This is a genomic window from Cellulosimicrobium sp. So1_17, from assembly GCF_055181235.1.
This window is the reverse complement of sequence record NZ_CM143702.1, coordinates 356,077-378,350: the sequence shown is the minus strand read 5'-3', so window position 1 is coordinate 378,350 and position 22,274 is coordinate 356,077. Positions and strand designations below refer to the sequence as shown.

Here is a 22,274-nt window from a genome sequence, read left to right as displayed (position 1 = left end):
GTTGTCCACAGGCCGAACGACCCGCGATCGGCTCGTGCCGTCCGGTCAGACGTCGATCCGGCGCCCGTCGGCGGCGCTGCGCCGGGCGGCGTCGAGCACCTCGGCGGTGCGGACGGCGTCGCGCGGGTCGACGGGGACGGGGCCTCCGTCGAGCAGCCACGCCGCCACGGCGCGGTAGAAGTCCGCGTGGCCGCCCGGGGCACGCTCCACGGCGGCGCGCTCGCGACCGTGGGTGAGCCAGCCCTCCGAGCCGGCCGGCGCCGCGTCGTCGAAGACCTCGAACGGCGACGCGTCGTTCTCGAACGTCGTCACGACGTACGCCCCCGCCGACCCGAGGACGCGCGTGCGCGGACCGGGCGCGCCGACGACGGAACCGGCCCAGAGCCGGCTGACGACCGCGTCGCCCGCTGCGTCGGGCGCGTGGTGGAGCACGAGGAAGACGTCGTCCTCGGTGGGCGTCGTGAGGGACCGGAGCTCGGCCCACACCGACGTCACGGGCCCGAAGAGCTGCGTCGCCGAGTCGACGAGGTGAGGCCCGAGGTCGAGCAGGAGGCCGCCGCCGACGGGGTCGTTCTCCTTCCAGCGCTGCTGGGGCACGGGCCGCCACCGCTCCCAGCGCCGCTCGAACGTGTGCACGACCCCGAGGTCGCCCCGTTCGAGCACGTGCCGCAGCGTGAGCTGCTCGGGGTCCCAGCGCCGGTTCTGGAACACGGTCAGGGGCGTGCCGGCGGCCTCCGCCGCCTCGACGACGCCGCGCGCCGACGCGGTGTCGAGGGCCAGCGGCTTGTCGACGACCACCGGGACGCCAGCTCGCGCGAGCGCCGTCGCGTGCTCGGCGTGCAGGGACGTCGGGCTCGCCACGACGACCACGTCGTAGGCGTCACGGTCGGCCACGAGGGCGTCGAGGTCGTCGTGCAGGTGCACGCCGGGCCAGTCCTCGGTCGCGGCCGCGCGCCGCTCGGGCGAGCGGACGACCACCGCGGTGACGGCGTGGCCCGCCTCGCGCACGAGCCGCGCGTGGATCCCCCGTCCCGCTCCCCCGTACCCGACGATCCCGACCCTGAGCGGACGCGCTGCGCTGACCATGCGCACCAATCTAACCGGCGGCCCCTGTGCATCGAGACGGGGTCGGAGCATCCGTCCGGACCTGGCAGAATGTGCGCGTTGGTCCGGATTGGTGTACTGCGTGCGGCTCCTGCGCACACGGGTCGAGGATCGGATTCGGGAAGGTCGTCCTGTGAGCACCACGAGCCGTCGGGTTCCTCGACGCACCGCCCTGCGCTACGTGCTCGTCGCGCTCGCCCTCCTCATCGTCCTCGCGAACGTGCTCGGCGAGCGGTCGGCCGCGGTCGACGGGCCGGAGCCCGTGCCGGCGGACGGCACGGCGCTCGCCGTGCTCGCCCGCCTCGAGGTCAAGGGCCCGGGGCCCGACACCGGCTACGAGCGGTCGGAGTTCGGCAGCGCGTGGGTCGACGTCGACGACAACGGGTGCGACACGCGCAACGACGTCCTCGCGCGCGACCTCACGGACCTCACGTTCTCCACCCGGGGCGAGCCGTGCGAGGTCCGCACGGGCACGTTCCTCGACCCGTACACCGGGGAGACGATCGACTTCCGGCGCGGCAACGCGACGAGCGCGGCCGTCCAGATCGACCACGTCGTGCCGCTGCTCGACGCGTGGCGCAAGGGCGCGCGCTCCTGGGACGCGCAGACGCGCACGCGGTTCGCGAACGACCCGCTCAACCTCCTGGCCGCGGACGGACCGTCGAACCAGTCGAAGGGTGCACGCGACGCCTCCGCGTGGCTCCCCCCGAACCACGCGTTCCGCTGCCCGTACGTGGCGCGGCAGATCGCCGTGAAGGCGGAGTACGGGCTGTCCGTCACGCCGTCCGAGGCCGAGGCGATGGAGCGCGTCCTCGCGGACTGCCCCGCCGAGCCCGTCCCCGCGGGCTAGCCGGGCCCGCTCTCAGCCCGCGGCGCTCCCCGCCGGCGCCACCGACGAGGCCGGCTCGTCCGGCGTGCGCGGGCCACCGTCGGTCCGTCCGAGCGCGCTCGGCCACCACGAGCGACGCCCCACGTCGTGCACGAGCGCCGGCACCAGCAGGCTGCGCACGATCAGCGTGTCCACGAGCACGCCGAACGCCACGATGAAGGCGAGCTGGGCGAGGAACAGCAGCGGGATGATCCCGAGCGCCGCGAAGGTGGTCGCGAGCACCACACCGGCCGAGGTGATGACGGACCCCGTGACCGCCAGCGCGCGCAGCACTCCGCGCCGGGTCCCGACCCGGAGGCTCTCCTCGCGAACGCGCGTCATGAGGAAGATCGAGTAGTCCACGCCGAGGGCGACGAGGAAGCAGAACGCGTAGAGCGGCACGGCCGGGTCGGCCCCGGGGAAGTCGAGCACGTGGTTGAACACGAGGGCCGCGACGCCGAGCGCGGCGCCGAACGACAGCACGTTCGCCGCCATGAGCAGCACGGGAGCGAGGACCGAGCGCAGGAGCAGGATGAGGATGAGCAGGATCACGACGAGCACGACGGGGACGATGATGCGCAGGTCGCGCTGCCCGGCGAGCTGCGTGTCGAGCCGCTCCGCCGCTGCTCCCCCGACGAGGGCGTCGGGCGCGACGTCGTGCACCGCGTCACGCAGCGCGGACACCGTCTCGACGGCCTCCTGGCTGTCCGACGGCGCGTCCGTCGTCACGTCGACCCGGACCTGCCCGTCGACGACGAGCGGGTCGCCCTGGGCGGGCGCGCCCGGCGCGGGCGCGGGCTGGTCGGTCACGGGGGTCGCCGAGGCGACGCCGTCGGTCGCCTCGGCGGCGTCCACGACCGCCTGCACGTCGCCCTCGGGGGCGACGACGATCGCGGGCTGCGCGGAGACCCCCTCGAAGTGGTCGGTGAGCACCTCCTCGCCGTCGACCGAGTCCACCTGCGTGAGGAACACCTCGGAGTCGCCGGTCCCGCTCGCGTCGAGCGTGGGGACGAACGCGGCGCACGCAGCGAGGACGAGCGCGGTCACGATCCAGACCGGCCGGTCGTGACGCCCGACGAAGCTCGCGACGCGCGACCACACCCCGTGGCCCTCGACGCTCACGGCGTCCTCGGACGACGTCGCGGCCGGGGCGCCGTCCTCGCCCGACCCGGGGACGGCTGCGTCGGGCAGCGCGTGCTCCCCGGCGAAGCGGGGCATGCGGGGCCAGAACAGACCGCGCGAGCGCTGGCCCGCGACGAGGAGGAGCGCGGGCAGCAGGGTGAGCGCGGCGACGAACGCCGCCGCGATGCCGATGGCCGCGACGGGCCCGAGGCTGCGGTTGGAGGCGAGGTCGGAGAGCAGGAGGCACAGCAGGCCGGCGATCACGGTGCCGGCGCTCGCGGCGATCGGCTCGACCGACGCGCGCACCGCGCGGCGCAGCGCCGTGACGGTCGAGCGCACGTGCCGCAGCTCCTCGCGGTACCGCGCCACGACGAGCAGCGAGTAGTCGACCGCGGCGCCGACGACGAGGATCGAGAGGATCCCCTGGGACTGCCCGTTGAGCGTGAGGACGTCCGCTGCGGCGAGGTGGTAGACGACGAGGCCCGCGAGCGTCAGCGCGAGGACCGCGGTGAGGATCACGAGGAACGGCAGGACGGGCGAGCGGTAGACGATCGCCAGGATGATCAGGACGGCACCGAGCGCGACGAGCAGCAGGACCGTGTCGATACCGCCGAACGCGGTCACGAGGTCGGCGACGAACCCGGCCGGTCCGGTGACGTAGACGTCGAGGTCGGTGCCGGCGAGACCGCCCTCCGCGGCGTCGGCGGCGGCGAGGTCGCGCAGCGCTCCGACGGCGAGCTCGCTCACGCTGTCCTCGTCCGCGCCGACGCGGTCGGACGCGACGGCGGCGTCGAGCGAGACCACGACGAGCGCGGCCTCGCCGTCCTCGGACGGGACGACGACCGGGTCCGCCGTGGACACGTCGGCGACGGTGCGCGGCTCGTCGCCCGTGGTGCCCTCCAGCTCGGCGTCGGGCACCGCCGCGGCGTACGCCTCGAGCGCGGCGAGGTCGTCGCCGTCCAGGGCCGACCCGTCCCCCGTCGAGGCGACGACGAGGGCGGGGAGCGACTCCGTGTCCACGAAGTCGTCCGCGAGCTCCGCGGCCTGCGTGGACTCCGCGCTCGCGGGGAGGAACGCGGCGGCGTCGTTGGTCTGGACGGTGCTGAGCTGTCCCTGCGCCTGTCCACCGAGCGCGCCGATCACCATCCACACACCGATGACTGCGACAATGATCAGCCCGCGGAGGATCCCGCTCGTCCTGTTGCTCAGCATGCTGAGGAATGGTGCCATGGCGGAGGGAGGAATGCACGTGGAGAGACCGGCCGTGCGCCGTGCCGACGGGTCGGACGCCGATCCGGCCTTCGTCGACCCCACGTCCGCAGACGCCTCGTTCGCCGGTGCCGAGGCCGATCCCGCCTCCTCCGACCCGACCGGTTGGCCCACGGGACGGATCCTGTTCGCCGTGGCCCGACGCATCGAGCGGTCGTGGAACGCCCACCTCGGGCAGTGGGGCCTCAACCACGCCGGATTCCCCGTGCTCATGCACCTGCTGGGCGGCCCGCGCTCGCAGCGGGAGCTCGCCGCCGACTCCGGCGTGACGGAGCAGACGATGAGCCGCATCGTCGCGCGCCTCGAACGCTCGGGCTACGTCACGCGGACCGGCGACCCGGAGGACCGACGCCGTCGGGCCGTCGCGATCACGGACACCGGTCGTGCCGCCGGTCTCACGGCCGCGCGTCGGCGCCCCGCCGAGGACCTCGCGACCCGCGGCCTCGACGACGACCAGGTCGCCGCGCTGCGGGAGCTGCTGCTGACGATGCTGGAGACCTTGCCCACAGCTCCCCGCGCACCGCGCGACGAGGGCTAGCCTGGCCCGATGGACGTGCTCACCCTGCCCGGCCGGACGGACTACCACGAGGCGTGGGAGCTCCAGCGTTCCGTGCACGACGCCGTGGCGTCCGGTGCGCGCGCGGACACCCTGATCCTCGTGGAGCACCCGGACGTGTACACGGCCGGTCGCCGCACGAACCGCACCGACCGGCCCGACGACGGGACGCCCGTCGTGGACGTCGACCGGGGCGGGAAGATCACGTGGCACGGCCCCGGGCAGCAGGTCGTCTACCCGGTCGTCCGGCTCGCCGAGCCGGTCGACGTCGTCGCGTACGTCCGCGCGCTCGAGGACGCCGTCATGGCCGTGTGCACGGACCTGGGGCTCACCACCCTGCGCGTCGAGGGCCGCAGCGGGGTGTGGTTCGCCGCGGACACGTCCCGGCGCGAGCGCAAGGTCTGCGCGATCGGCGTGCGGGTCGCGCGCGGCGTCACGATGCACGGCCTCGCGCTCAACTGCGACCCGGACCTGGCACGCTTCGACCGGATCGTGCCGTGCGGCATCGAGGACGCCGACGTGACCTCGCTCACCACGGAGCTCGGCCGGACCGTCACCCTCGCCGACGTCGCACCCGCGCTCGTCCTCGCGCTCGAGACCGCGCTCGCCCCGCTGCGCGCTGCCACGGCCGGTGCCGCCGGTCCGGTCGCGGCCGCGACCACGACGCGGGCCGCTGCGCTCACCCGCGGGTAGCGCTCGCCCCCGCGCTATCCTGGACGCTCAGGGAAGTCTTGCGCTCCGGAGTTCGGGTGGGTCGGCGCGCGACACGTCGACCCTGGACACCGCATGTCACGCTCCGCACCCCCCGTCCCTCCCACCCACGTTCCGGCAGCCGCGCCGTCGCTGCCTGACGAGCAGCCTTCCGCCCGCGCGCGGGCCGGCGCCTACGCCCGCCTGCCGCGCCTCGCGGGCCCCTGGTTCCTCCCCGTCGCCTTCCTCGCGCGCCTGCCGTTCTCCATGCTGACGATCGGCACGCTGCTGCTCGTCACGCAGACCACCGGCTCCGTCGGCCAGGGCGGCCTCGCGTCGGCCGCGACGGCGCTCGGCACCGCCGTCGGCGGGCCCACCCAGGGCGCGCTCGCCGACCGTGTCGGGCAACGCCGCGTCGTCCTGGTCTGCGCGCCCCTCGCGGGCCTCGCCGTGCTCGGCCTGCTCACCGCGAGCGCCGGGTCGTCCGGCACGGTGGGGATCGTCCTCGCCGCCGCGGCGCTCGTCGGGGCGTCGGTGCCGCAGGTCGGTCCTCTCGCCCGCGTGCGCTGGATCGCCCTGGCTCCCGACGAGCCCCGCACCCTGTCGGCGGCGATGAGCTACGAGAGCACCGCCGACGAGGTGAGCTTCGTGCTCGGCCCCGCGCTCGTCGGCGTGCTCGCGGCGCTCGGCTCGCCGCAGACGGCGATGCTCGCCGCCGCCGCGCTCGTCGTCGCCGCCGGCACGGCGTTCGCGCTGCACCCGACGGCGCGCGCCGGCTCCGGGGCGCACGGCCGCACGGCCGCAGCCCCGCCGGACGCACCGAGCGCGGACCCGCTCGAGGCCGACCGACCTCGGGCCACCCGCTCGAGCCCGACCGGGCCCCGTGCGGCGCTGAGCCTCGTACGGCGCGAGGCGGTCGCCGTCGTCGGCATGGTCGCGATGGGGCTGGTGTTCGGCGGCACGCAGGCGGCGCTCACGGCCCTCACGCGCGACGTGGGCTCGCCGGACCTCGCCGGGCTCGTCTACGCGGTGCTGGGCGTCGGGTCCGCCGTCACGGCGCTCTCGGTCGTCGCGCTCCCCGACCGGTGGTCGCAGGCCGGGCGGTGGACCGCGTTCTCGGGCGGGCTCCTGGTCAGCGCCGTCGCCCTCCTCGGGGCGGCGTCCACGGGCTCGCTCCCCCTCGTCGTCGCGGCGGTCGCGGTCGCCGGCCTGTTCGTCGGCCCCGTCATGGTCACGGTCTTCACGGTCGCCGGGCGGCGTGCGCCCGCCGGCCGGACCGCGGCGGCGATGACGCTCGTCGCGAGCGCGAACGTCGTCGGGGTGGCTGTCGGAGCGACGAGCGCGGGCCTGCTGGCGGAGCAGGCGTCGACGACCGCGGCGTTCGCCGTCCCCGTCGTCGCGGCGACGCTCCTGCTCGCGTCCGGGATGTCGCTGACGTCACGTCCACGTGCTGGTCGCCGGACGGGAGCGGGCAGGGCGGCTGCCGTACGCTGACCTGAGTCCGGCGTCGTACCGGGCGTCGCGCCCACCGGCGAGGCGCCCTCCTGACCGCTCGCGGTCGGACGCCGGCGCTCACCCGCCACGACGACCGGGAGACACCCGTGACGATCGCACCAGAAGGCCGGCGCATGCTGCGGGTCGAGGCCCGCAACGCCGCGACGCCGATCGAGAAGAAGCCCGAGTGGATCAAGACCCGCGCGACGATGGGCCCCGAGTACTCCGAGCTCAAGGGACTGGTCAAGCGCGAAGGGCTGCACACGGTCTGCGAAGAGGCGGGCTGTCCCAACATCTTCGAGTGCTGGGAGGACCGCGAGGCGACGTTCCTCATCGGTGGCGACCAGTGCACGCGACGCTGCGACTTCTGCCAGATCGACACGGGCAAGCCCGCGGACTTCGACGCCGACGAGCCGCGCCGCGTCGCGGAGTCCGTGCAGGCGATGGGCCTGCGCTACTCCACCATCACGGGTGTGGCCCGCGACGACCTGCCCGACGGCGGCGCCTGGCTCTACGCGGAGACCGTCCGCCAGATCCACGCCCTCAACCCGGGCACGGGCGTCGAGCTACTCATCCCGGACTTCAACGCGATCCCCGAGCTGCTCGACGAGGTCAACGGCTCCCGTCCCGAGGTGCTGGCCCACAACCTCGAGACCGTGCCGCGCATCTTCAAGCAGATCCGGCCCGGCTTCCGGTACGAGCGATCGCTCTCGGTGCTGACACGAGCGCGCGAGGCCGGACTCGTGACGAAGTCCAACATCATCCTCGGCATGGGCGAGACGATCGACGAGGCGAAGGACGCCCTGCAGGACCTGCACGACGCGGGGTGCGACCTCGTCACCATCACGCAGTACCTGCGCCCGTCGCTGCGCCACCACCCGGTCGACCGGTGGGTCAAGCCCGAGGAGTTCGTCGAGCTCTCCGACGCGGCCGAGGAGATCGGGTTCCTCGGCGTCATGTCGGGGCCGCTCGTGCGCTCGTCGTACCGCGCGGGGCGCCTGTGGGGGCAGGCCATGACGCGGCGCGGCATGGAGATCCCGACGGCGCTCGCGCACCTCGCCGAGCCCACCACGTCGCGCCAGGAGGCCGCGAGCCTCCTCGCCCGCGCACAGCACTAGACTGAGGGACCATGGCCCGCAAGAACTCCGACGCCACCGGCGCGCCCGCGGCCGGCGAGCAGGTCGGCAAGCAGAAGAAGCCCAAGAAGCAGCGCTGGTACCACCAGGTGTGGGCCGCGTACCAGATGACGCGCAAGCAGGACCCCGCGGTCACGTGGATCATGCTCGGCGTGTTCGTCGGCGTCCTGGCGGTCGCCGTCGGCATCGGCCTGTGGTGGGGCCAGTGGGTCTACACGCTCATCGTCGGCATCCCGTTCGGGCTGCTCGGGGCGATGTTCGTGCTCACCCGGCGCGCGGAGCGCGCCGCCTACAGCCAGATCGAGGGCCAGCCGGGCGCGGCGCGCGCTGCGCTCGGCACGATCCGCCGCGGCTGGACCTTCGACGAGGAGCCCGTCACGATCGACCCCCGCACGCAGGACCTCGTGTTCCGCGGCGTCGGGCGCGCGGGCGTCGTGCTCGTCAGCGAGGGTCCGGCGCACCGCGCGACCCGGCTCCTCGAGAGCGAGCGCAAGCGCGTGGCGCGCGTCCTGCCGAACGTCCCGGTGACGACGATCCAGGTCGGCGACGACGAGGGCCAGGTCGCTCTGCAGAAGCTCCCCCGCACCGTGCAGAAGCTCAAGCCGACCCTCACCAAGCCCGAGACGGCGCAGGTCTCCAAGCGCCTGCGTGCCCTCGGCGCCGCCAGGCTGCCGATCCCGAAGGGCATCGACCCGACGCGGGCCCGGCCCGACCGCAAGGGCATGAAGGGCCGCTGACTGTCCCTCCACAGCTGCACGACGACGCCCGGCAGGCGAGGAGCACCTCCTCACCGGCCGGGCGTCGTCGTCCCGCCCGGCCGCGCGAGGCAGTACTCCGATCACGCGAGGTAGTACCCCGGTCGCGCGAGGTAGTACCCCGGTCCTCAGGTGCGGACGAGCACCGTGCCGGCGGCACGGTCGTGCAGACCCCGCCCGTCGGAGTCCCAGACGACCGCGGGGATGACGAGCAGCAGGAGCGCGGTGCGCAGGAGCGCGCGCCCCACGCCGACCATGCGCGTGGGGGCCGCGAGCCGGTGCACGCGCATGCCGAGGAGCCGGTGACCGACGGTGAAGCCGAGCGTGCTGACGAGCAGCACGTTCTCGATGGCGAACACGAGCGGCTGCGACCACACGGGCAGGGCGGAGATCCCCTCGAGGAACCCGGGCGCTGTCGGCCGGAAGAACAGGTAGGCGACGAGGGTCGCGAGCGTCCAGTCGATCACGAGCGCGACGACGCGCCGTCCGACCGTCGCGAGCGAGCCCGGGCCCTCGGGAGGGAGCCCGAGCCGGGCACCACGCCCTTCCTCCCGGCCCCCGGGGGTGCCCTCGAGCCACGAACCCATGTCCTCGCGTGAAACCACGGCTCCAGGGTACGTGCCCGGTCGTGGACACCCACGACATCCGTCCGGCGCACGACGGTACTGTGCGTCACGGCGCGCGACCCGCACGGGTCGTTCGCGCCCTCGTGTAGCACGACCGTCACACAGGGACGCAGGACGTAACACGCCCGAAACAATGGGTACACGGCGGGGAAACCGCCGCGGCCTAGGTTCGTGGGCGCCACGTCAGCGGCTCTGCCGCGCGGCCCGACGGCACCACCGATCAAGGAGCAACGGATGTTCAACAACGCGGAGGAGGCAATCGCCTTCACGCGGAACGAGGGCGTCGAGTTCGTCGACGTCCGGTTCTGCGACCTGCCCGGCATCATGCAGCACTTCAACATCCCCGTCTCGCAGTTCGACGAGGCGGCGTTCGAGGACGGCCTGATGTTCGACGGATCCTCGATCCGCGGCTTCCAGGCGATCCACGAGTCGGACATGAAGCTCGTGCCGGACGTCAAGACCGCGTTCGTGGACCCGTTCCGCAAGCGCAAGACGCTCGTCGTGAACTTCTCCATCGTCGACCCGTTCACGGGTGAGCCGTACTCCCGCGACCCGCGCAACATCGCGGCGAAGGCGGAGGCGTACCTGCGCTCCACCGGCATCGCCGACACCGCGTTCTTCGCCCCCGAGGCCGAGTTCTACGTCTTCGACGAGGCCCGCTTCGCGACGAACCAGCACTCGAGCTTCTACTACCTCGACTCGATCGAGGCGGCGTGGAACACGGGCCGCGAGGAGGAGGGTGGCAACCTCGCGTACAAGACGCGCTACAAGGGCGGCTACTTCCCCGTCTCCCCGTCGGACCGCTTCGCCGACCTGCGCGACGACATGGTCGCCTCGCTGGAGGGCGTGGGCCTCGAGGTCGAGCGCGCGCACCACGAGGTCGGCACCGCCGGCCAGCAGGAGATCAACTACCGCTTCAACACGCTGCTCCACGCGGCCGACGACCTGATGAAGTTCAAGTACGTCATCCGCAACGTGGGCTTCGAGGCCGGCAAGTCCGTCACCTTCATGCCGAAGCCGATCTTCGGCGACAACGGCTCGGGCATGCACTCGCACCAGTCCCTGTGGAAGGACGGCAAGCCGCTGTTCTTCGACGAGAAGGGCTACGGCGGCCTGTCGGACATCGCGCGCTGGTACATCGGCGGCCTGCTCAAGCACGCGCCGTCGCTCCTCGCGTTCACGAACCCGTCGGTGAACTCCTACCACCGCCTGGTCCCGGGCTACGAGGCGCCCGTCAACCTGGTCTACTCGGCCCGCAACCGCTCCGCGTGCATCCGCATCCCGGTCACCGGCTCGTCGGCCGGCGCGAAGCGCGTCGAGTTCCGCGTGCCGGACCCGTCGGCCAACCCGTACCTCGCGTTCGCCGCCCAGCTGCTCGCCGGCATCGACGGCATCAAGAACCGCATCGAGCCGCCGGAGCCGATCGACAAGGACCTCTACGAGCTGCCGCCCGAGGAGCACGCGCAGATCGCGCAGGTCCCCGGCTCGCTCGCCGAGGCGCTGGACAACCTCGAGGCCGACCACGAGTTCCTCACGCAGGGCGACGTGTTCACGCCGGACCTCATCCAGACGTGGATCGACTACAAGCGCACCAACGAGATCGACCCGATCCGTCTGCGCCCGCACCCGCACGAGTTCGAGCTCTACTACGACATCTGAGTCGTCGTCGTTCGTCGCGAGAGCCCCGGAGTCCCTCGGACTCCGGGGCTCTCCCGCGTCCGGGCGCCGTCGCAGCCTGGACACCGGGTGGTCAGGGAGGTGCAGCGCGCGTCAGGCGACCTGCGGCGACTCACCGGCCGGCGTGTGGGCCGAGGGCAGGCCCGCACCCGGGCGCAGGCCTGCGTAGCCCTCCGCCTCGACCTCGGCGCACAGGTCCTGGTAGACCTGCCCGCCGCCGAGGTACACGGCCATCTCCTCACGCTTCCCGGGCACGTTGCCCCCGAGGAACCACGCGCCCGCCTTGCGGCCCTCCGCGTACATCACCGTCGCGTGCCCGGCGCGCTCGGTCTCCACGCGCCACCAGTCCTCCGCCGCGCGCGTCGCCTCGAGCCGGTCCACCCCGTTCTCCCGCGCGAACGACAGCGCGCGCTGCAGCCACTGCGCCCCGAGCTGGACCGGGACCGGCAGGTTGGACAGGGGGGTCTGCGGGCCGACCGACATGAAGAAGTTCGGGAACCCGTGGACGGCGATCCCGAGGTAGGTCCGCAGCCCGTCGCGCTCCCACCGCTCCCGCAGCGTGATCCCCTCGCGCCCGACGACGTCGATCGCCGTCAGCGCCCCGGTCATGGCGTCGAAACCGGTCGCGAGCACGAGCACGTCGACCTCGTGCTCGACACCGTCGACGACCACGCCGCGCGGCGTGACCTGCGTGATCGGCGACGCGAGCACGTCGACGAGCTCGACGTTCTCGCGGTTGTACGCGTCGTAGTAGCCGTGGCCCGTGGGCGGTCGCTTGCCCATGAAGGTGTACGTCGTGGGACTCAGCACCGCCGCCGTGCGCGGGTCGATGACGATCTCCCGGATCTTGCCGCGGATGAACTCGGACGCGAGCGCGCTGGCCTCCGGGCTCGTCATGAGGTCCGTGAAGCACTCCATCGCGAAGTGGAAGCCCCCCGCCTGCCACTTGGACTCGAACACACGCCGCCGCTCGTCGTCGTCCACCTCCAGCGCGGAGTGCGGCGGGAAGTCCATCGGCACCCCGAACGGGTGCCGGGCAGCACGCTCGAAGACCGTGTCGTAGTTCTCGCGCAGCCAGGTGAGCTCTTCCGGCGTGACAGCGGGGCTCGTCGACTCGAGGACGTAGTTGGGGGTGCGCTGGAAGACCGTGACGTGCGCGGCCTGTGCGGCGAGCTCCGGCAGCATCTGGATGCCGGACGCCCCGACGCCGATCATCCCCACGCGCTTGCCGTTCAGGTCCACGCCGTCGTGCGGCCAGCGAGCGGTGTGGTGCGCCGGCCCGGCGAACGTCTCCAGCCCGGGGACGGCCGGGAGCACCGGGCGCGAGAGAAGGCCGGTCGCCGACACGAGGTAGGTCGCCCGCAGCCGGGAGCCGTCCGCGAGCGTCAGCGTCCACAGGTTGGTCGTGTCGGAGTGCTCCGCACGCTCGACCCAGGTGCTCAGCCGGACGTCCCGGCGCAGGTCGAGCCGGTCGGCGACGAACTCGAGGTAGGCGCGGATCTCCTCGCCCCGCGGGTACCGCTCGGTCCACTCCCACTCGTCGCGCACCGCGGTGGAGAACGAGAACGCGTAGGAGTCGTACTCCGAGTCGGTGCGCACGCCCGGGTAGCGGTTCGCCCACCACGTGCCGCCGATCCCCTCGGCACCGTCCACCACGAGGACCGAGAACCCGATCTCCCGCAGGTGGTGGAGCATCGCCAGCCCCGAGTAGCCCGCCCCGATCACGAGGACGTCGTACGTCTCGCCGTCACCGCCCGTGGTCTGCATGAACGACTCCCCGTGTCCGGTCTGGCAGGGCGCCGCGGGCAGGAGCACGGGCGACGCGGTACACCGTCCCACGTGCGCGGTCGCCGTGCCAGGGTGAATCCACCCTCCCCGGCGACTGCCGCGGTCAGAACGGCCAGACGAGCGGGACGTACAGGACCGCGGCGGCGAGGAACACCAGCGCGAGGGGCAGGCCGAGACGCCAGTAGTCGCCGAACCGGTAGCCACCCGGTTGCAGGACCATGAGGTTGACCGGCGTGGCGATCGGGGTGAGGAACGCCGCCGCCCCGGCGACGGTGAGCGCCATCATGAACGGCTGCGGGCTCACGCCGAGCGTCTGCGCGAACGACACCGCGACAGGGGCCATCACGAGCACCGTCGCGACGTTCGAGATGAACTGACCGAGCACGATCGTGAGGACGCACACCACGAGGAGCGCGAGGCGCGGGGAGCCGTCTCCGAGGAGTCCGAGCACGAGCCCGGCGATCGCATCGGCCGCCCCCGAGGAGACGAAGGCCGCCGACAGCGGGATGAGCGCCGCGATCAGGACGACGGTGTCCCACGAGATCGCTCGAAATCCTTGGGGGACGGTGACGACCTTGGTGAGCACCAGGGCCATCGCCGCGAGCAGGCCGGCGATCACCGGCGGGACGACGCCGGTCGCCAGCAGCACGATCGTCACGACGAGCACCGCGAGGCAGCGGCGCCAGCCGCGACCCAGAGGGACTCCCCGCTGCAGGCTGCGGGACGAGTCGACGGCGATGACGTCGGGCGACTGCGTGTAGCGGTGCAGGGCGTCCCAGGGACCGCGGACGAGCACGGCGTCGCCGGGCTCGAGGGTCATGGCTCCCGAGGGGGTGTCGGTGTCCGGGCCCGTCGACCGGCCCTCGCCGCGGCGGAGCGCGACGACGACGAGGCCTTCGTCCCGCGTCGTCATGCCGGGGCTGACGGTCCGCCCGACCAGGGTCGAGCGCGGCGCGATGAGCACCTCGACGACCCCCGTGCCGCCGGTGAACAGCCGCCCCGTCTCCAGGTCGGCGGTGTAGCTCTCCCGCCACGAGCGCACCCGCTCGCGCGGGTCGGTCGCCGTGTCGGCGAGGTGCTCGGGGACGCGCTCGGGGAGCAGCCGGTCCCCGAGCGTCACGACGAGCACGGCCGTGGCGAGCACGAGAGGGATCCCCACCAGGGCGAATTCGAAGTAGCCGAACTCCCGGCCGCCCGCCTCGGCCGCCGCCTCGGAGACGATGATGTTCACGGGCGTGCCGGTCAGCGTCAGCAACGATCCCGCGCCGGCGGCGAACGCGAGCGGGACGAGCATGCGCGACGGGACGATGCCGGCCCGCGCCGCCGCGACGACCGCGACCGGGAGGAGTGCCGCGACCGCGCCGTTGATGCTGATGACCGCGGCGAGGAGCGCCGCGACCCCGACCATCAGCGCGAGCAGCCCGGCACGGCCGAGGGACGCGCGCCGTTCGAGCCACTGCCCGATCCACGCGGTGATCCCCGTGGCGTCCAGCGCCTCGCTGAGCACGAACAGCGACGCGATGAACAGCACGATCGGGTCACTGAAGCCCGCCAGCACCGCGTCGAGCGGGAGCACCCCCGTCGCCCACAGCGCCACGGGGACGAACAGCGCGACGACGACGAGCGGCACCCGGTTGGTCATGAAGCCCACGACCGCGAGCGCCAGGATGACGAACGTCGCGACCAGCGGATCGATCATGGGCACCCCCCTGGGACGCCAGGATGCCACACGGCGCCCCGCCCGGGAGGTCGCCGGAATAGCGGGCGCGCCGGTGCGTTGTCGATGACCATGACGACTCTCGGCATCATCGGCGCAGGCAACATCGGCTCACAGGTCGCCCGGGCGGCGATCGCCCACGGCTACGACGTGGTCATCGCGAACTCGCGGGACCCCCGGACGCTCGACGGCCTCGTCGCCGAGCTGGGTCCGCGAGCACGGGCGGCGACCGCCGAGGAGGCGGCGCGCGCCGCGGACGTCGCCGTCGTAGCGGTGCCCTTCGGGGCGTACCGCGACGTCCCCGCCGAGCCGCTCGACGGCAAGATCGTCCTCGACACGAACAACTACTACTGGGAGCGCGACGGGCACGTCGAGGCCCTCGACCGGGGTGAGGTCACGTCGTCGGGCCTGCTCCAGGAGCACCTGGCCGGGTCGAAGGTGGCCAAGGCGTTCAACCACATCCGGTCGACGGACATCACGACCGACGGGACCCCCGCGGGCACCCCGGGACGCCGCGCGCTGGCGACCGCGAGCGACTTCCCCGAGGCCGCCGCCTGGGTCGTGCGGTTCTACGACGAGCTGGGGTTCGATGCCGTCGACACGAGCCCGCTCGTGGAGTCGTGGCGCGTCGAGCGCGACCGTCCGGCGTACGTCGCACGCCAGGACGCCGACGAGCTGCGCGCGAACCTCGACCGCGCGCCCCGCACCCTCTGACGTGCCCGTCCCGGGGCGGGTGCCTCACACGCGCTCGCCCCGGGCGACGAGGCCCGCGCCCACGATCAGCAGCACGAGGAGCGCGACCACGAGGCCGAGGAGCGCGAACGCGCGGGCCGGTCCGAGCGGACCCTCCACAAGGCGCGCTGACCGTCGGCAGCCGACGCCGCACAGGCCCCACAGCACCGCGGCGGCGAGGGGCTCGGGGCGCTGCCACGCGACGGTCAGCACGACCGCGAACGCTGCGAGCGCCCAGGCGATCCACCCTGCCCAGCGCAGGCGCGAGCCGTAGAACGACCCGGCCGGCCGGCGGCCGCGCTCGGGCGCCGCGCGGCGGTCGCAAGAATCGCCGAGCACCCGGGGCTCGCGCCGGTCGAGCAGACCCGGGACGGGCGGCTCGTCGCGCCGGGCCACGGTCAGTCCTCGCCGTAGAAGACGCGTTCCATGACCGACCGCGCGCGCCGTGCGGTGCGCAGGTAGTGCTCCTCGAGCTCCGCGCCGGTGCCGACGTCCGGGAGGTCGAGCACGCGCGCGAGGCCCGTGAGGGCGAAGCGGTCGTGCGGCAGCACGTCGACGGTCGTCCCGGTCGTGCGGCCGGACCACAGCACGAGCGCGCTGCGCAGGCGCGACGCGAGGTGCCACGCCTCGCCGAGCACGGCGGCGTCGTCGGCGTCGACGAGCCCGGCCTCCACGGCCGCGTCGAGCGCGTCGACGGTCGACGTCGTCCGCAGTCCGGGGACGTCGTGCGCGTGCTGGAGCTGCAGGAGCTGGACGGTCCACTCGACGTCGGCCACTCCCCCGCGCCCGAGCTTGAGGTGGCGTGACGCCTCGACCCCGCGCGGCAGCCGTTCCGACTCGACGCGCGCCTTGATCCGCCGGACCTCGCGCACCTCGGCCGGGTCGAGACCGCCCGCCGGGTAGCGACGGCGGTCGACGACGCCCACGAACTCCGCGCCGAGCCCGGCGACGTCGCCCGCGACGGGTCGCGCGCGCAGGAGCGCCTGCGCCTCCCACACGCTCGACCACCGCTCGTAGTACTCCGCGTACGACGCGAGAGAGCGCACGAGCGGGCCGTTGCGCCCCTCGGGGCGCAGGTCCGCGTCGACGGGCAGGGCCGGTTCCGGCCCGACGGCGGACAGGAGCTGGCGCAGGCGCGTCGCCACGGCGAGCGCGTACGCCTGGGCGTCGCGCTCCTCGGCGCCCGGCACCGGGTCGTGCACGAACATGACGTCCGCGTCCGAGCCGTAGCCCATCTCACGACCGCCCAGGCGACCCATCGCCACGACGAGCACGCGGGCGGGGGCCGAACCCGGGTCCTGGGCGTCGTGGCCGAGCTCGTCGCGCGCGACGAACTCCGCGACCCGCAGCGCCCCGACCAGCACGACGTCGGCAGCGTCCGAGATGCTCCGCGCCGCGTGCACGGGGTCCACGAGGCCGAGCAGCTCCGCCGCCCCGGTGCGCGAGAGCTCGCGCCGACGCACGGCCCGCAGGCTCACCGTCGCCGGCTCGACCTCGTCCGCGCGCGTGAGGATCGCGTCGGTCTCCGCGGCGAGCCGTCCGGCGCCCCGCGGGGTGAGGTCGGCGTCGGCGGCGAGCCAGCGCACCGACTCGGGCGAGCGCGCGAGCGCGTCGGCCAGGTACCGCGAGCTGGAGAGCAGGTGGGCGAGCCGTCGGGCCGCCGAGCCGGAGTCGCGCAGGAGCTTGAGGTACCAGTGGGTCGTGCCGAGCGTCTCCGAGAGGGTCCGGAACGCGAGCAGACCGGCGTCCGGGTCGGCGCCCTCGGCGAACCAGCCGAGCATCACGGGCAGCAGTTGGCGCTGGATCGCCGCGCGCCGGCTCACGCCCTCGGTGAGCGCGAGCACGTGGCGCATCGCGCCGACGGGGTCGCGGTAGCCGATCGCCGCGAAGCGGGCCTTGGCGGCCTCCGGGGCGAGGCTCACCTCGTCCGGCGAGAGCTGCGCGGTCGCCGGGAGCAGCGGGCGGTAGAAGAGCTCCTCGTGCAGCGAGCGCACCTCGCGGCGCGTCGAGCGCCAGCGCTCCGTGAGCCCGTCGGCGCCCTCTCCGCGCAGGCCGAGCGAGCGCGCGAGCCGGCGCAGCTCGTCGGCCGACGTCGGGACGAGGTGCGTCCGCTTGAGCCGGAACAGCTGGATGCGGTGCTCGAGGGCGCGCAGGAACCGGTAGCAGACGCCGAGCCGGGCCGCGTGGTCGCGACCCACGTACCCGCCCGCGGCGAGCTCGGCGAGAGCGGTGAGCGTCGACCGGCTGTGGATCGCCTCGTCGGCGCGCCCGTGCACGAGCTGGAGGAGCTGGACGGTGAACTCGACGTCGCGCAGGCCGCCCTTGCCGAGCTTGAGCTGGCGGTCGGCCTCCGCCGCGGGCACGTGGTCCTCGACGCGGCGGCGCATCGCCTGGGAGTCCTCGACGAAGTTCTCGCGACCCGCGGCCGACCACACGAACGGCGAGATCGCCTCCTCGTACGCACGACCCAGGTCCCGGTCCCCCGCGACCGTGCGGGCCTTGAGGAGCGCCTGGAACTCCCACGTCTTCGCCCAGCGCTCGTAGTACGCGACGTGGCTCGCGAGGGTGCGCACGAGCGGCCCCTGCTTGCCCTCGGGGCGCAGCGCGGCGTCGACCTGCCACAGGGGCGGCTCGCCGGACGTCCCCCAGCACACGCGTGCCAGGCCCGTCGCGAGCCGCGCCCCGACGCTCGTGGCGTAGGCCTCGTCGTGCCCGTCGGTGGGCTCGACGACGTAGATCACGTCCACGTCGGAGATGTAGTTGAGCTCGCGCGCGCCGCACTTGCCCATGCCGATCACCGCGAGGCGTACGCCGGCGCCGCGGTCGTCGAGCTCCGCGCGGGCGATCGCGAGCGCGCCGTCGAGCGCCGCGGCCGCGAGGTCCGCGAGCGCCGCGCCGACGGCGGGCATGCGGGTGAGCGGGTCGGGCACGGTCAGGTCCGTCGCCGCGATCCGCAGGAGCCGCGCGCGGTACGCACGGCGCAGCGCGTCGACACACGCCGGCCCGCGCTCGTCGGCGACGGGTACCGCGGCGTCCGGGTCCGCGCCGACGGCGCGCAGGAGCTCCGCGCGCACCTCCCGCGCGTCGACGCCCGTCCCGGGGTTCGGGTCCGCGACGACCTCGAGCAGCGCGGGGCGACGCACGACGTCGTCCCCGAGCGCGACCGAGGCGCCGAGCACGGCGAGCAGGCGGTCCCGCGCCTCGCCGGGCTCGAGACACCGACGCGCGAGGTCCGCGAGCGGCCCCCGCCGCTCGACCTCGGGGCCCAGCGCCCCGGCGAGCCGTACGACCTGCAGCAGCGCGAGATCCGGGTCGGCGGACTCCCCGAACGCCGCGAGGACGTCGTCACCCGGTCCGTCACCCGGTCCGTCGACGCGTCCGGCACCCGACGGCGAGGCGTCGCCGGCGTGCCGCACGCCGCCGTCGAGCAGGAGCGCGAGGTCCGGGTCGGCGAGCAGGCTCGCCGACCGCGTGATGTCGGCGAACCCGACGCGAGCCAGGCGACCGGTGAGCGTCGGCCGGCGCGACCCGCCCGACCCCGTCGTGGGGCTGCTCACAGGACCTGGAGGAACCGCTTCAGCTCGAACGGCGTGACCTGCGCGCGGTACGCGTCCCACTCCTGGCGCTTGTTGCGCAGCACGAAGTCGAAGACGTGCTCGCCCAGGGTCTCGGCGACCAGCTCGGAGCTCTCCATGATCTGGATCGCGGCGTCGAGCGACTGCGGCAGCGGCTTGATGCCGAGCGCGCGACGCTCGGCGTCCGTGAGCTCCCACACGTCGTCCTCGGTGGCCTCGGGCAGGTCGTAGCCCTCCTCGATGCCCTTGAGCCCGGCGGCGAGCATGACGGCGAACGCGAGGTACGGGTTCGTGGCCGAGTCGAGCGCGCGGTACTCCACGCGGCTCGAGTTGCCCTTGCCGGGCTTGTACATGGGGACGCGCACGAGCGCGGACCGGTTGTTGTGGCCCCAGCACACGTAGCTCGGCGCCTCGGCACCGCCCCACAGGCGCTTGTACGAGTTGACGTACTGGTTGGTGATCGCGGTGATCTCCGCGGCGTGCACGAGCAGGCCCGCGATGAACTGGCGCGCCGTCTTGGACAGCTCGAACTGGGCGCCGGGCTCGTGGAACGCGTTGCGGTCGCCCTCGAAGAGCGACAGGTGCGTGTGCATGCCCGACCCGGGCTGATCGGCCATCGGCTTCGGCATGAACGACGCGAACACGCCCTGCTCGAGCGCCACCTCCTTGACGACCGTGCGGAACGTCATGAGGTTGTCCGCGGTGGTCAGGGCGTCGGCGTAGCGCAGGTCGATCTCGTTCTGGCCCGGGCCGGCCTCGTGGTGGGAGAACTCCACCGAGATGCCCATGGACTCGAGCATCGTGATCGCGGCGCGGCGGAAGTCGTGCGTCGACCCCCGCGCGAGGTGGTCGAAGTAGCCGCCCTGGTCGACCGGGACGAGCGGCGACTCGGCGTCGGCCGGCTGGTTGAAGAGGTAGAACTCGACCTCGGGGTGCGTGTAGAACGTGAAGCCCTTGTCGCTCGCCCTCGCGAGCGCCCGCTTGAGGACGTTCCGGCTGTCCGCGAGGGACGGCTCGCCGTCGGGCGTGAGGATGTCGCAGAACATGCGCGCCGTCCCGTGCCGCTCGCCGCGCCACGGGAGGACCTGGAACGTCGTCGGGTCCGGCCTGGCGATCATGTCGGCCTCGTACACGCGCGTGAGGCCCTCGATCGAGCTGCCGTCGAACCCGATGCCCTCGGCGAACGCGGACTCGAGCTCCGCCGGGGCCACGGCCACCGACTTGAGCATGCCGAGCACGTCGGTGAACCAGAGCCGGATGAAGCGGATGTCGCGCTCCTCGACCGTGCGGAGCACGAACTCCTGCTGCCTGTCCATGCGGTACATCCTGCCTGATCCGTGTGACGAACGGGTGACACGACCGCGTGGCGGACCTGTGGCGTGCCCCGCACGCCGTCCGGCAGCCGCGGACGAGGCGCGCGCCGCGCTCGTCTACGCTGGCCGCATGGCTGATCTGCGCGTCGCGCTGGCACAGGTCGACACGTGCGTGGGGGACCTCGACGGCAACGCCGCCCTGGTCCTCGAGCGCACCCGCGAGGCCGCGGCCGCCGGCGCCGCCCTCGTGGCGTTCCCCGAGATGACCCTCACCGGCTACCCGATCGAGGACCTCGCGCTGCGCGCGTCGTTCCGGCGCGCGGCCTGGGAGGCCGCGGCCGACATCGCGGCACGGCTCGCCGCCGAGGGGCTCGGCGCGACCACGGTCGTCCTGGGGACCGTGGGCACCTCGGGCAGCCCCCGGGGTGCCGGCGCCGCCGAGCGCGAGGCGTCGGGCAGCCCCGCGGACCTGCCGACCAACCGCGCCGTCGTGCTGCGCGACGGCGTCGTGCAGGCCGCGTACGACAAGCACCACCTCCCGAACTACGGCGTGTTCGACGAGTTCCGCATCTTCGCCCCGGGCCGCACGACGACGGTCGTCGAGGTCGAGGGCCGCCGCGTGGGCGTCGCGATCTGCGAGGACATCTGGCAGGACGGCGGCCCGGTCGCCGAGATGGCGGTTCTCGACGAGGCGGGGAACGGCCTCGACCTCCTCCTCGTGCTCAACGGCTCCCCGTTCGAGGAGGGCAAGGGTCACGTGCGCACCGACCTCGCCGCGCGCCGCGCGCGCGAGGTGACCGCGCCGGTCGCCTACGTCAACCTCGTCGGCGGGCAGGACGACCTCGTGTTCGACGGCGGGTCGTTCGTCACCGACGCGACGGGCGCCGTCGTCGCGCGCTCGCCGCAGTTCGTCGAGGACCTGCTCGTGTGGGACCTGCCCGACGGCGGCGGCGCCCCCCGAGGACCGAGCGCCCCGGAGTTGCACCCCGACGAGGAGGTCTACCGCGCCTGCGTCACGGGCCTCGCGGGCTACGTGCGCAAGAACGGCTTCCGGTCCGTGGTCCTCGGCGTCTCGGGCGGCATCGACTCCGCGCTCACGGCGACGATCGCGGCGGACGCGATCGGCGGGGAGAACGTCGTCGGGGTGTCCCTGCCGTCGCGCTACTCGTCCGAGCACAGCAAGGACGACGCCGCCGACCTCGCCAAGCGGCTCGGCGCCGACTACCGCGTCCAGCCCATCGCGCCCATGGTCGAGGCGTTCCAGGGCGAGCTCGAGCTCGAGGGCGTCGCCGAGGAGAACCTCCAGGCCCGCGTGCGCGGGGTGGTCCTCATGGCGATCTCCAACCGCGAGGGGCACCTCGTCATCGCGCCCGGCAACAAGTCCGAGCTCGCGACCGGCTACGCGACGATCTACGACGCGGGCAGCATCGGTGGCTTCGCGCCCCTCAAGGACGTCGACAAGTCGCGCGTGTGGCGGCTCGCGCGCTGGCGGAACGACGCCGCGCTCGACGCGGGTGAGATCCCGCCCATCCCTGAGTCGTCGATCACCAAGCCGCCCTCGGCCGAGCTGCGGCCCGGGCAGACCGACCAGGACTCCCTGCCGCCGTACGACCTGCTCGACGAGGTGCTCGACGCGTACATCGAGCACGCCGAGGGCCGTGCCGAGCTGCTCGCGCGCGGCTTCGACCCGGAGGTCGTCGACAAGGTCGTCACGCTCGTCGACCGCGCCGAGTGGAAGCGCCGGCAGTACCCGCCGGGCCCGAAGGTGACGGCCCTCGCGTTCGGCCGCGACCGCCGTCTGCCCATCACCAACCGCTGGCGCGAGCCGCTCGACTGACCGTCGCGGCATCCC

The 22,274-nt window shown here is 73.7% G+C and carries 17 protein-coding genes; 9 read left to right on the top strand and 8 right to left on the bottom strand.

Going from position 1 to position 22,274, the window contains the following annotated elements; all coding sequences use genetic code 11:
• Positions 1-45 precede the first annotated feature (45 nt).
• On the bottom strand, positions 46-1,086 hold the full coding sequence (locus tag ACZCLJ_RS01660; RefSeq protein ID WP_463105249.1) for a Gfo/Idh/MocA family protein: 1,041 nt from the start codon (positions 1,084-1,086) through the stop codon (positions 46-48).
• Between the two features lie 151 nt (positions 1,087-1,237).
• Between ACZCLJ_RS01660 and ACZCLJ_RS01655 the strand changes: the two genes are divergently transcribed.
• A complete protein-coding gene (locus ACZCLJ_RS01655; protein WP_463105248.1) occupies positions 1,238-1,954 on the top strand; it encodes an HNH endonuclease family protein in 717 nt (238 codons plus the stop codon).
• 12 nt (positions 1,955-1,966) lie between these two features.
• Here the strand turns inward: ACZCLJ_RS01655 and ACZCLJ_RS01650 are convergent, their stop codons facing one another.
• Complete coding sequence (locus tag ACZCLJ_RS01650) at positions 1,967-4,306, bottom strand: MMPL family transporter (RefSeq protein ID WP_463105247.1); 2,340 nt, start codon at positions 4,304-4,306, stop codon at positions 1,967-1,969.
• Positions 4,307-4,343: 37 nt separating this feature from the next.
• Here ACZCLJ_RS01650 and ACZCLJ_RS01645 point away from each other — a divergent pair, with 37 nt between their 5' ends.
• The 5 genes from ACZCLJ_RS01645 (at position 4,344) to ACZCLJ_RS01625 (ending at position 8,976) form a co-directional block, all read left to right on the top strand.
• Positions 4,344-4,901, top strand: coding sequence for a MarR family winged helix-turn-helix transcriptional regulator (locus tag ACZCLJ_RS01645; protein ID WP_251151504.1), 558 nt, complete (start codon positions 4,344-4,346; stop codon positions 4,899-4,901).
• A 9-nt stretch (positions 4,902-4,910) separates the two neighbouring features.
• The gene (lipB, locus tag ACZCLJ_RS01640; protein WP_463105246.1) at positions 4,911-5,612 is read left to right on the top strand and encodes a lipoyl(octanoyl) transferase LipB; all 702 of its coding nucleotides are present in this window, start codon (positions 4,911-4,913) and stop codon (positions 5,610-5,612) included.
• A 93-nt stretch (positions 5,613-5,705) separates the two neighbouring features.
• The gene (locus tag ACZCLJ_RS01635) at positions 5,706-7,103 is read left to right on the top strand and encodes an MFS transporter (protein ID WP_463105245.1); all 1,398 of its coding nucleotides are present in this window, start codon (positions 5,706-5,708) and stop codon (positions 7,101-7,103) included.
• A 107-nt stretch (positions 7,104-7,210) separates the two neighbouring features.
• Positions 7,211-8,221, top strand: a complete 1,011-nt coding sequence (gene lipA / locus ACZCLJ_RS01630; protein ID WP_251151507.1) for a lipoyl synthase — start codon at positions 7,211-7,213, stop codon at positions 8,219-8,221.
• An 11-nt stretch (positions 8,222-8,232) separates the two neighbouring features.
• A complete protein-coding gene (locus tag ACZCLJ_RS01625; RefSeq protein WP_463105244.1) occupies positions 8,233-8,976 on the top strand; it encodes a DUF4191 domain-containing protein in 744 nt (247 codons plus the stop codon).
• A 146-nt stretch (positions 8,977-9,122) separates the two neighbouring features.
• Here ACZCLJ_RS01625 and ACZCLJ_RS01620 read toward each other — a convergent pair whose 3' ends face one another.
• Positions 9,123-9,599, bottom strand: a complete 477-nt coding sequence (locus tag ACZCLJ_RS01620) for an RDD family protein (protein ID WP_463105243.1) — start codon at positions 9,597-9,599, stop codon at positions 9,123-9,125.
• Between the two features lie 255 nt (positions 9,600-9,854).
• Here ACZCLJ_RS01620 and glnA point away from each other — a divergent pair, with 255 nt between their 5' ends.
• Positions 9,855-11,279, top strand: coding sequence for a type I glutamate--ammonia ligase (gene glnA / locus ACZCLJ_RS01615; RefSeq protein WP_251151510.1), 1,425 nt, complete (start codon positions 9,855-9,857; stop codon positions 11,277-11,279).
• 111 nt (positions 11,280-11,390) lie between these two features.
• Here glnA and ACZCLJ_RS01610 read toward each other — a convergent pair whose 3' ends face one another.
• Positions 11,391-13,064, bottom strand: coding sequence for a flavin-containing monooxygenase (locus tag ACZCLJ_RS01610; protein ID WP_463105242.1), 1,674 nt, complete (start codon positions 13,062-13,064; stop codon positions 11,391-11,393).
• Positions 13,065-13,188: 124 nt separating this feature from the next.
• Complete coding sequence (locus ACZCLJ_RS01605; protein ID WP_463105241.1) at positions 13,189-14,784, bottom strand: SLC13 family permease; 1,596 nt, start codon at positions 14,782-14,784, stop codon at positions 13,189-13,191.
• Between the two features lie 90 nt (positions 14,785-14,874).
• Here ACZCLJ_RS01605 and ACZCLJ_RS01600 point away from each other — a divergent pair, with 90 nt between their 5' ends.
• Entirely contained in the window at positions 14,875-15,516 is a 642-nt protein-coding gene (locus ACZCLJ_RS01600; RefSeq protein WP_463106335.1) for an NADPH-dependent F420 reductase, read from the top strand.
• Positions 15,517-15,540: 24 nt separating this feature from the next.
• On the opposite strand, the gene ACZCLJ_RS01595 is transcribed toward ACZCLJ_RS01600, so the two are convergent.
• From ACZCLJ_RS01595 to ACZCLJ_RS01585, 3 genes are read right to left on the bottom strand one after another with little or no spacing between them, the layout of a single operon-like run.
• Positions 15,541-15,930 (bottom strand): hypothetical protein, encoded by a 390-nt coding sequence (locus tag ACZCLJ_RS01595; protein ID WP_463105240.1) that lies wholly within the window; start codon positions 15,928-15,930, stop codon positions 15,541-15,543.
• Positions 15,931-15,932: 2 nt separating this feature from the next.
• Complete coding sequence (locus ACZCLJ_RS01590; RefSeq protein WP_463105239.1) at positions 15,933-19,091, bottom strand: bifunctional [glutamine synthetase] adenylyltransferase/[glutamine synthetase]-adenylyl-L-tyrosine phosphorylase; 3,159 nt, start codon at positions 19,089-19,091, stop codon at positions 15,933-15,935.
• The gene (locus ACZCLJ_RS01585) at positions 19,088-20,425 is read right to left on the bottom strand and encodes a glutamine synthetase family protein (RefSeq protein WP_251151515.1); all 1,338 of its coding nucleotides are present in this window, start codon (positions 20,423-20,425) and stop codon (positions 19,088-19,090) included. The genes ACZCLJ_RS01590 and ACZCLJ_RS01585 overlap by 4 nt, the downstream gene beginning before the upstream one ends.
• 127 nt (positions 20,426-20,552) lie before the next feature.
• Here ACZCLJ_RS01585 and ACZCLJ_RS01580 point away from each other — a divergent pair, with 127 nt between their 5' ends.
• Positions 20,553-22,259 carry an NAD+ synthase gene (locus tag ACZCLJ_RS01580; RefSeq protein WP_463105238.1) on the top strand — a complete coding sequence of 569 codons (1,707 nt, stop codon included), beginning with the start codon at positions 20,553-20,555 and terminating at the stop codon, positions 22,257-22,259.
• Positions 22,260-22,274 lie beyond the last annotated feature (15 nt).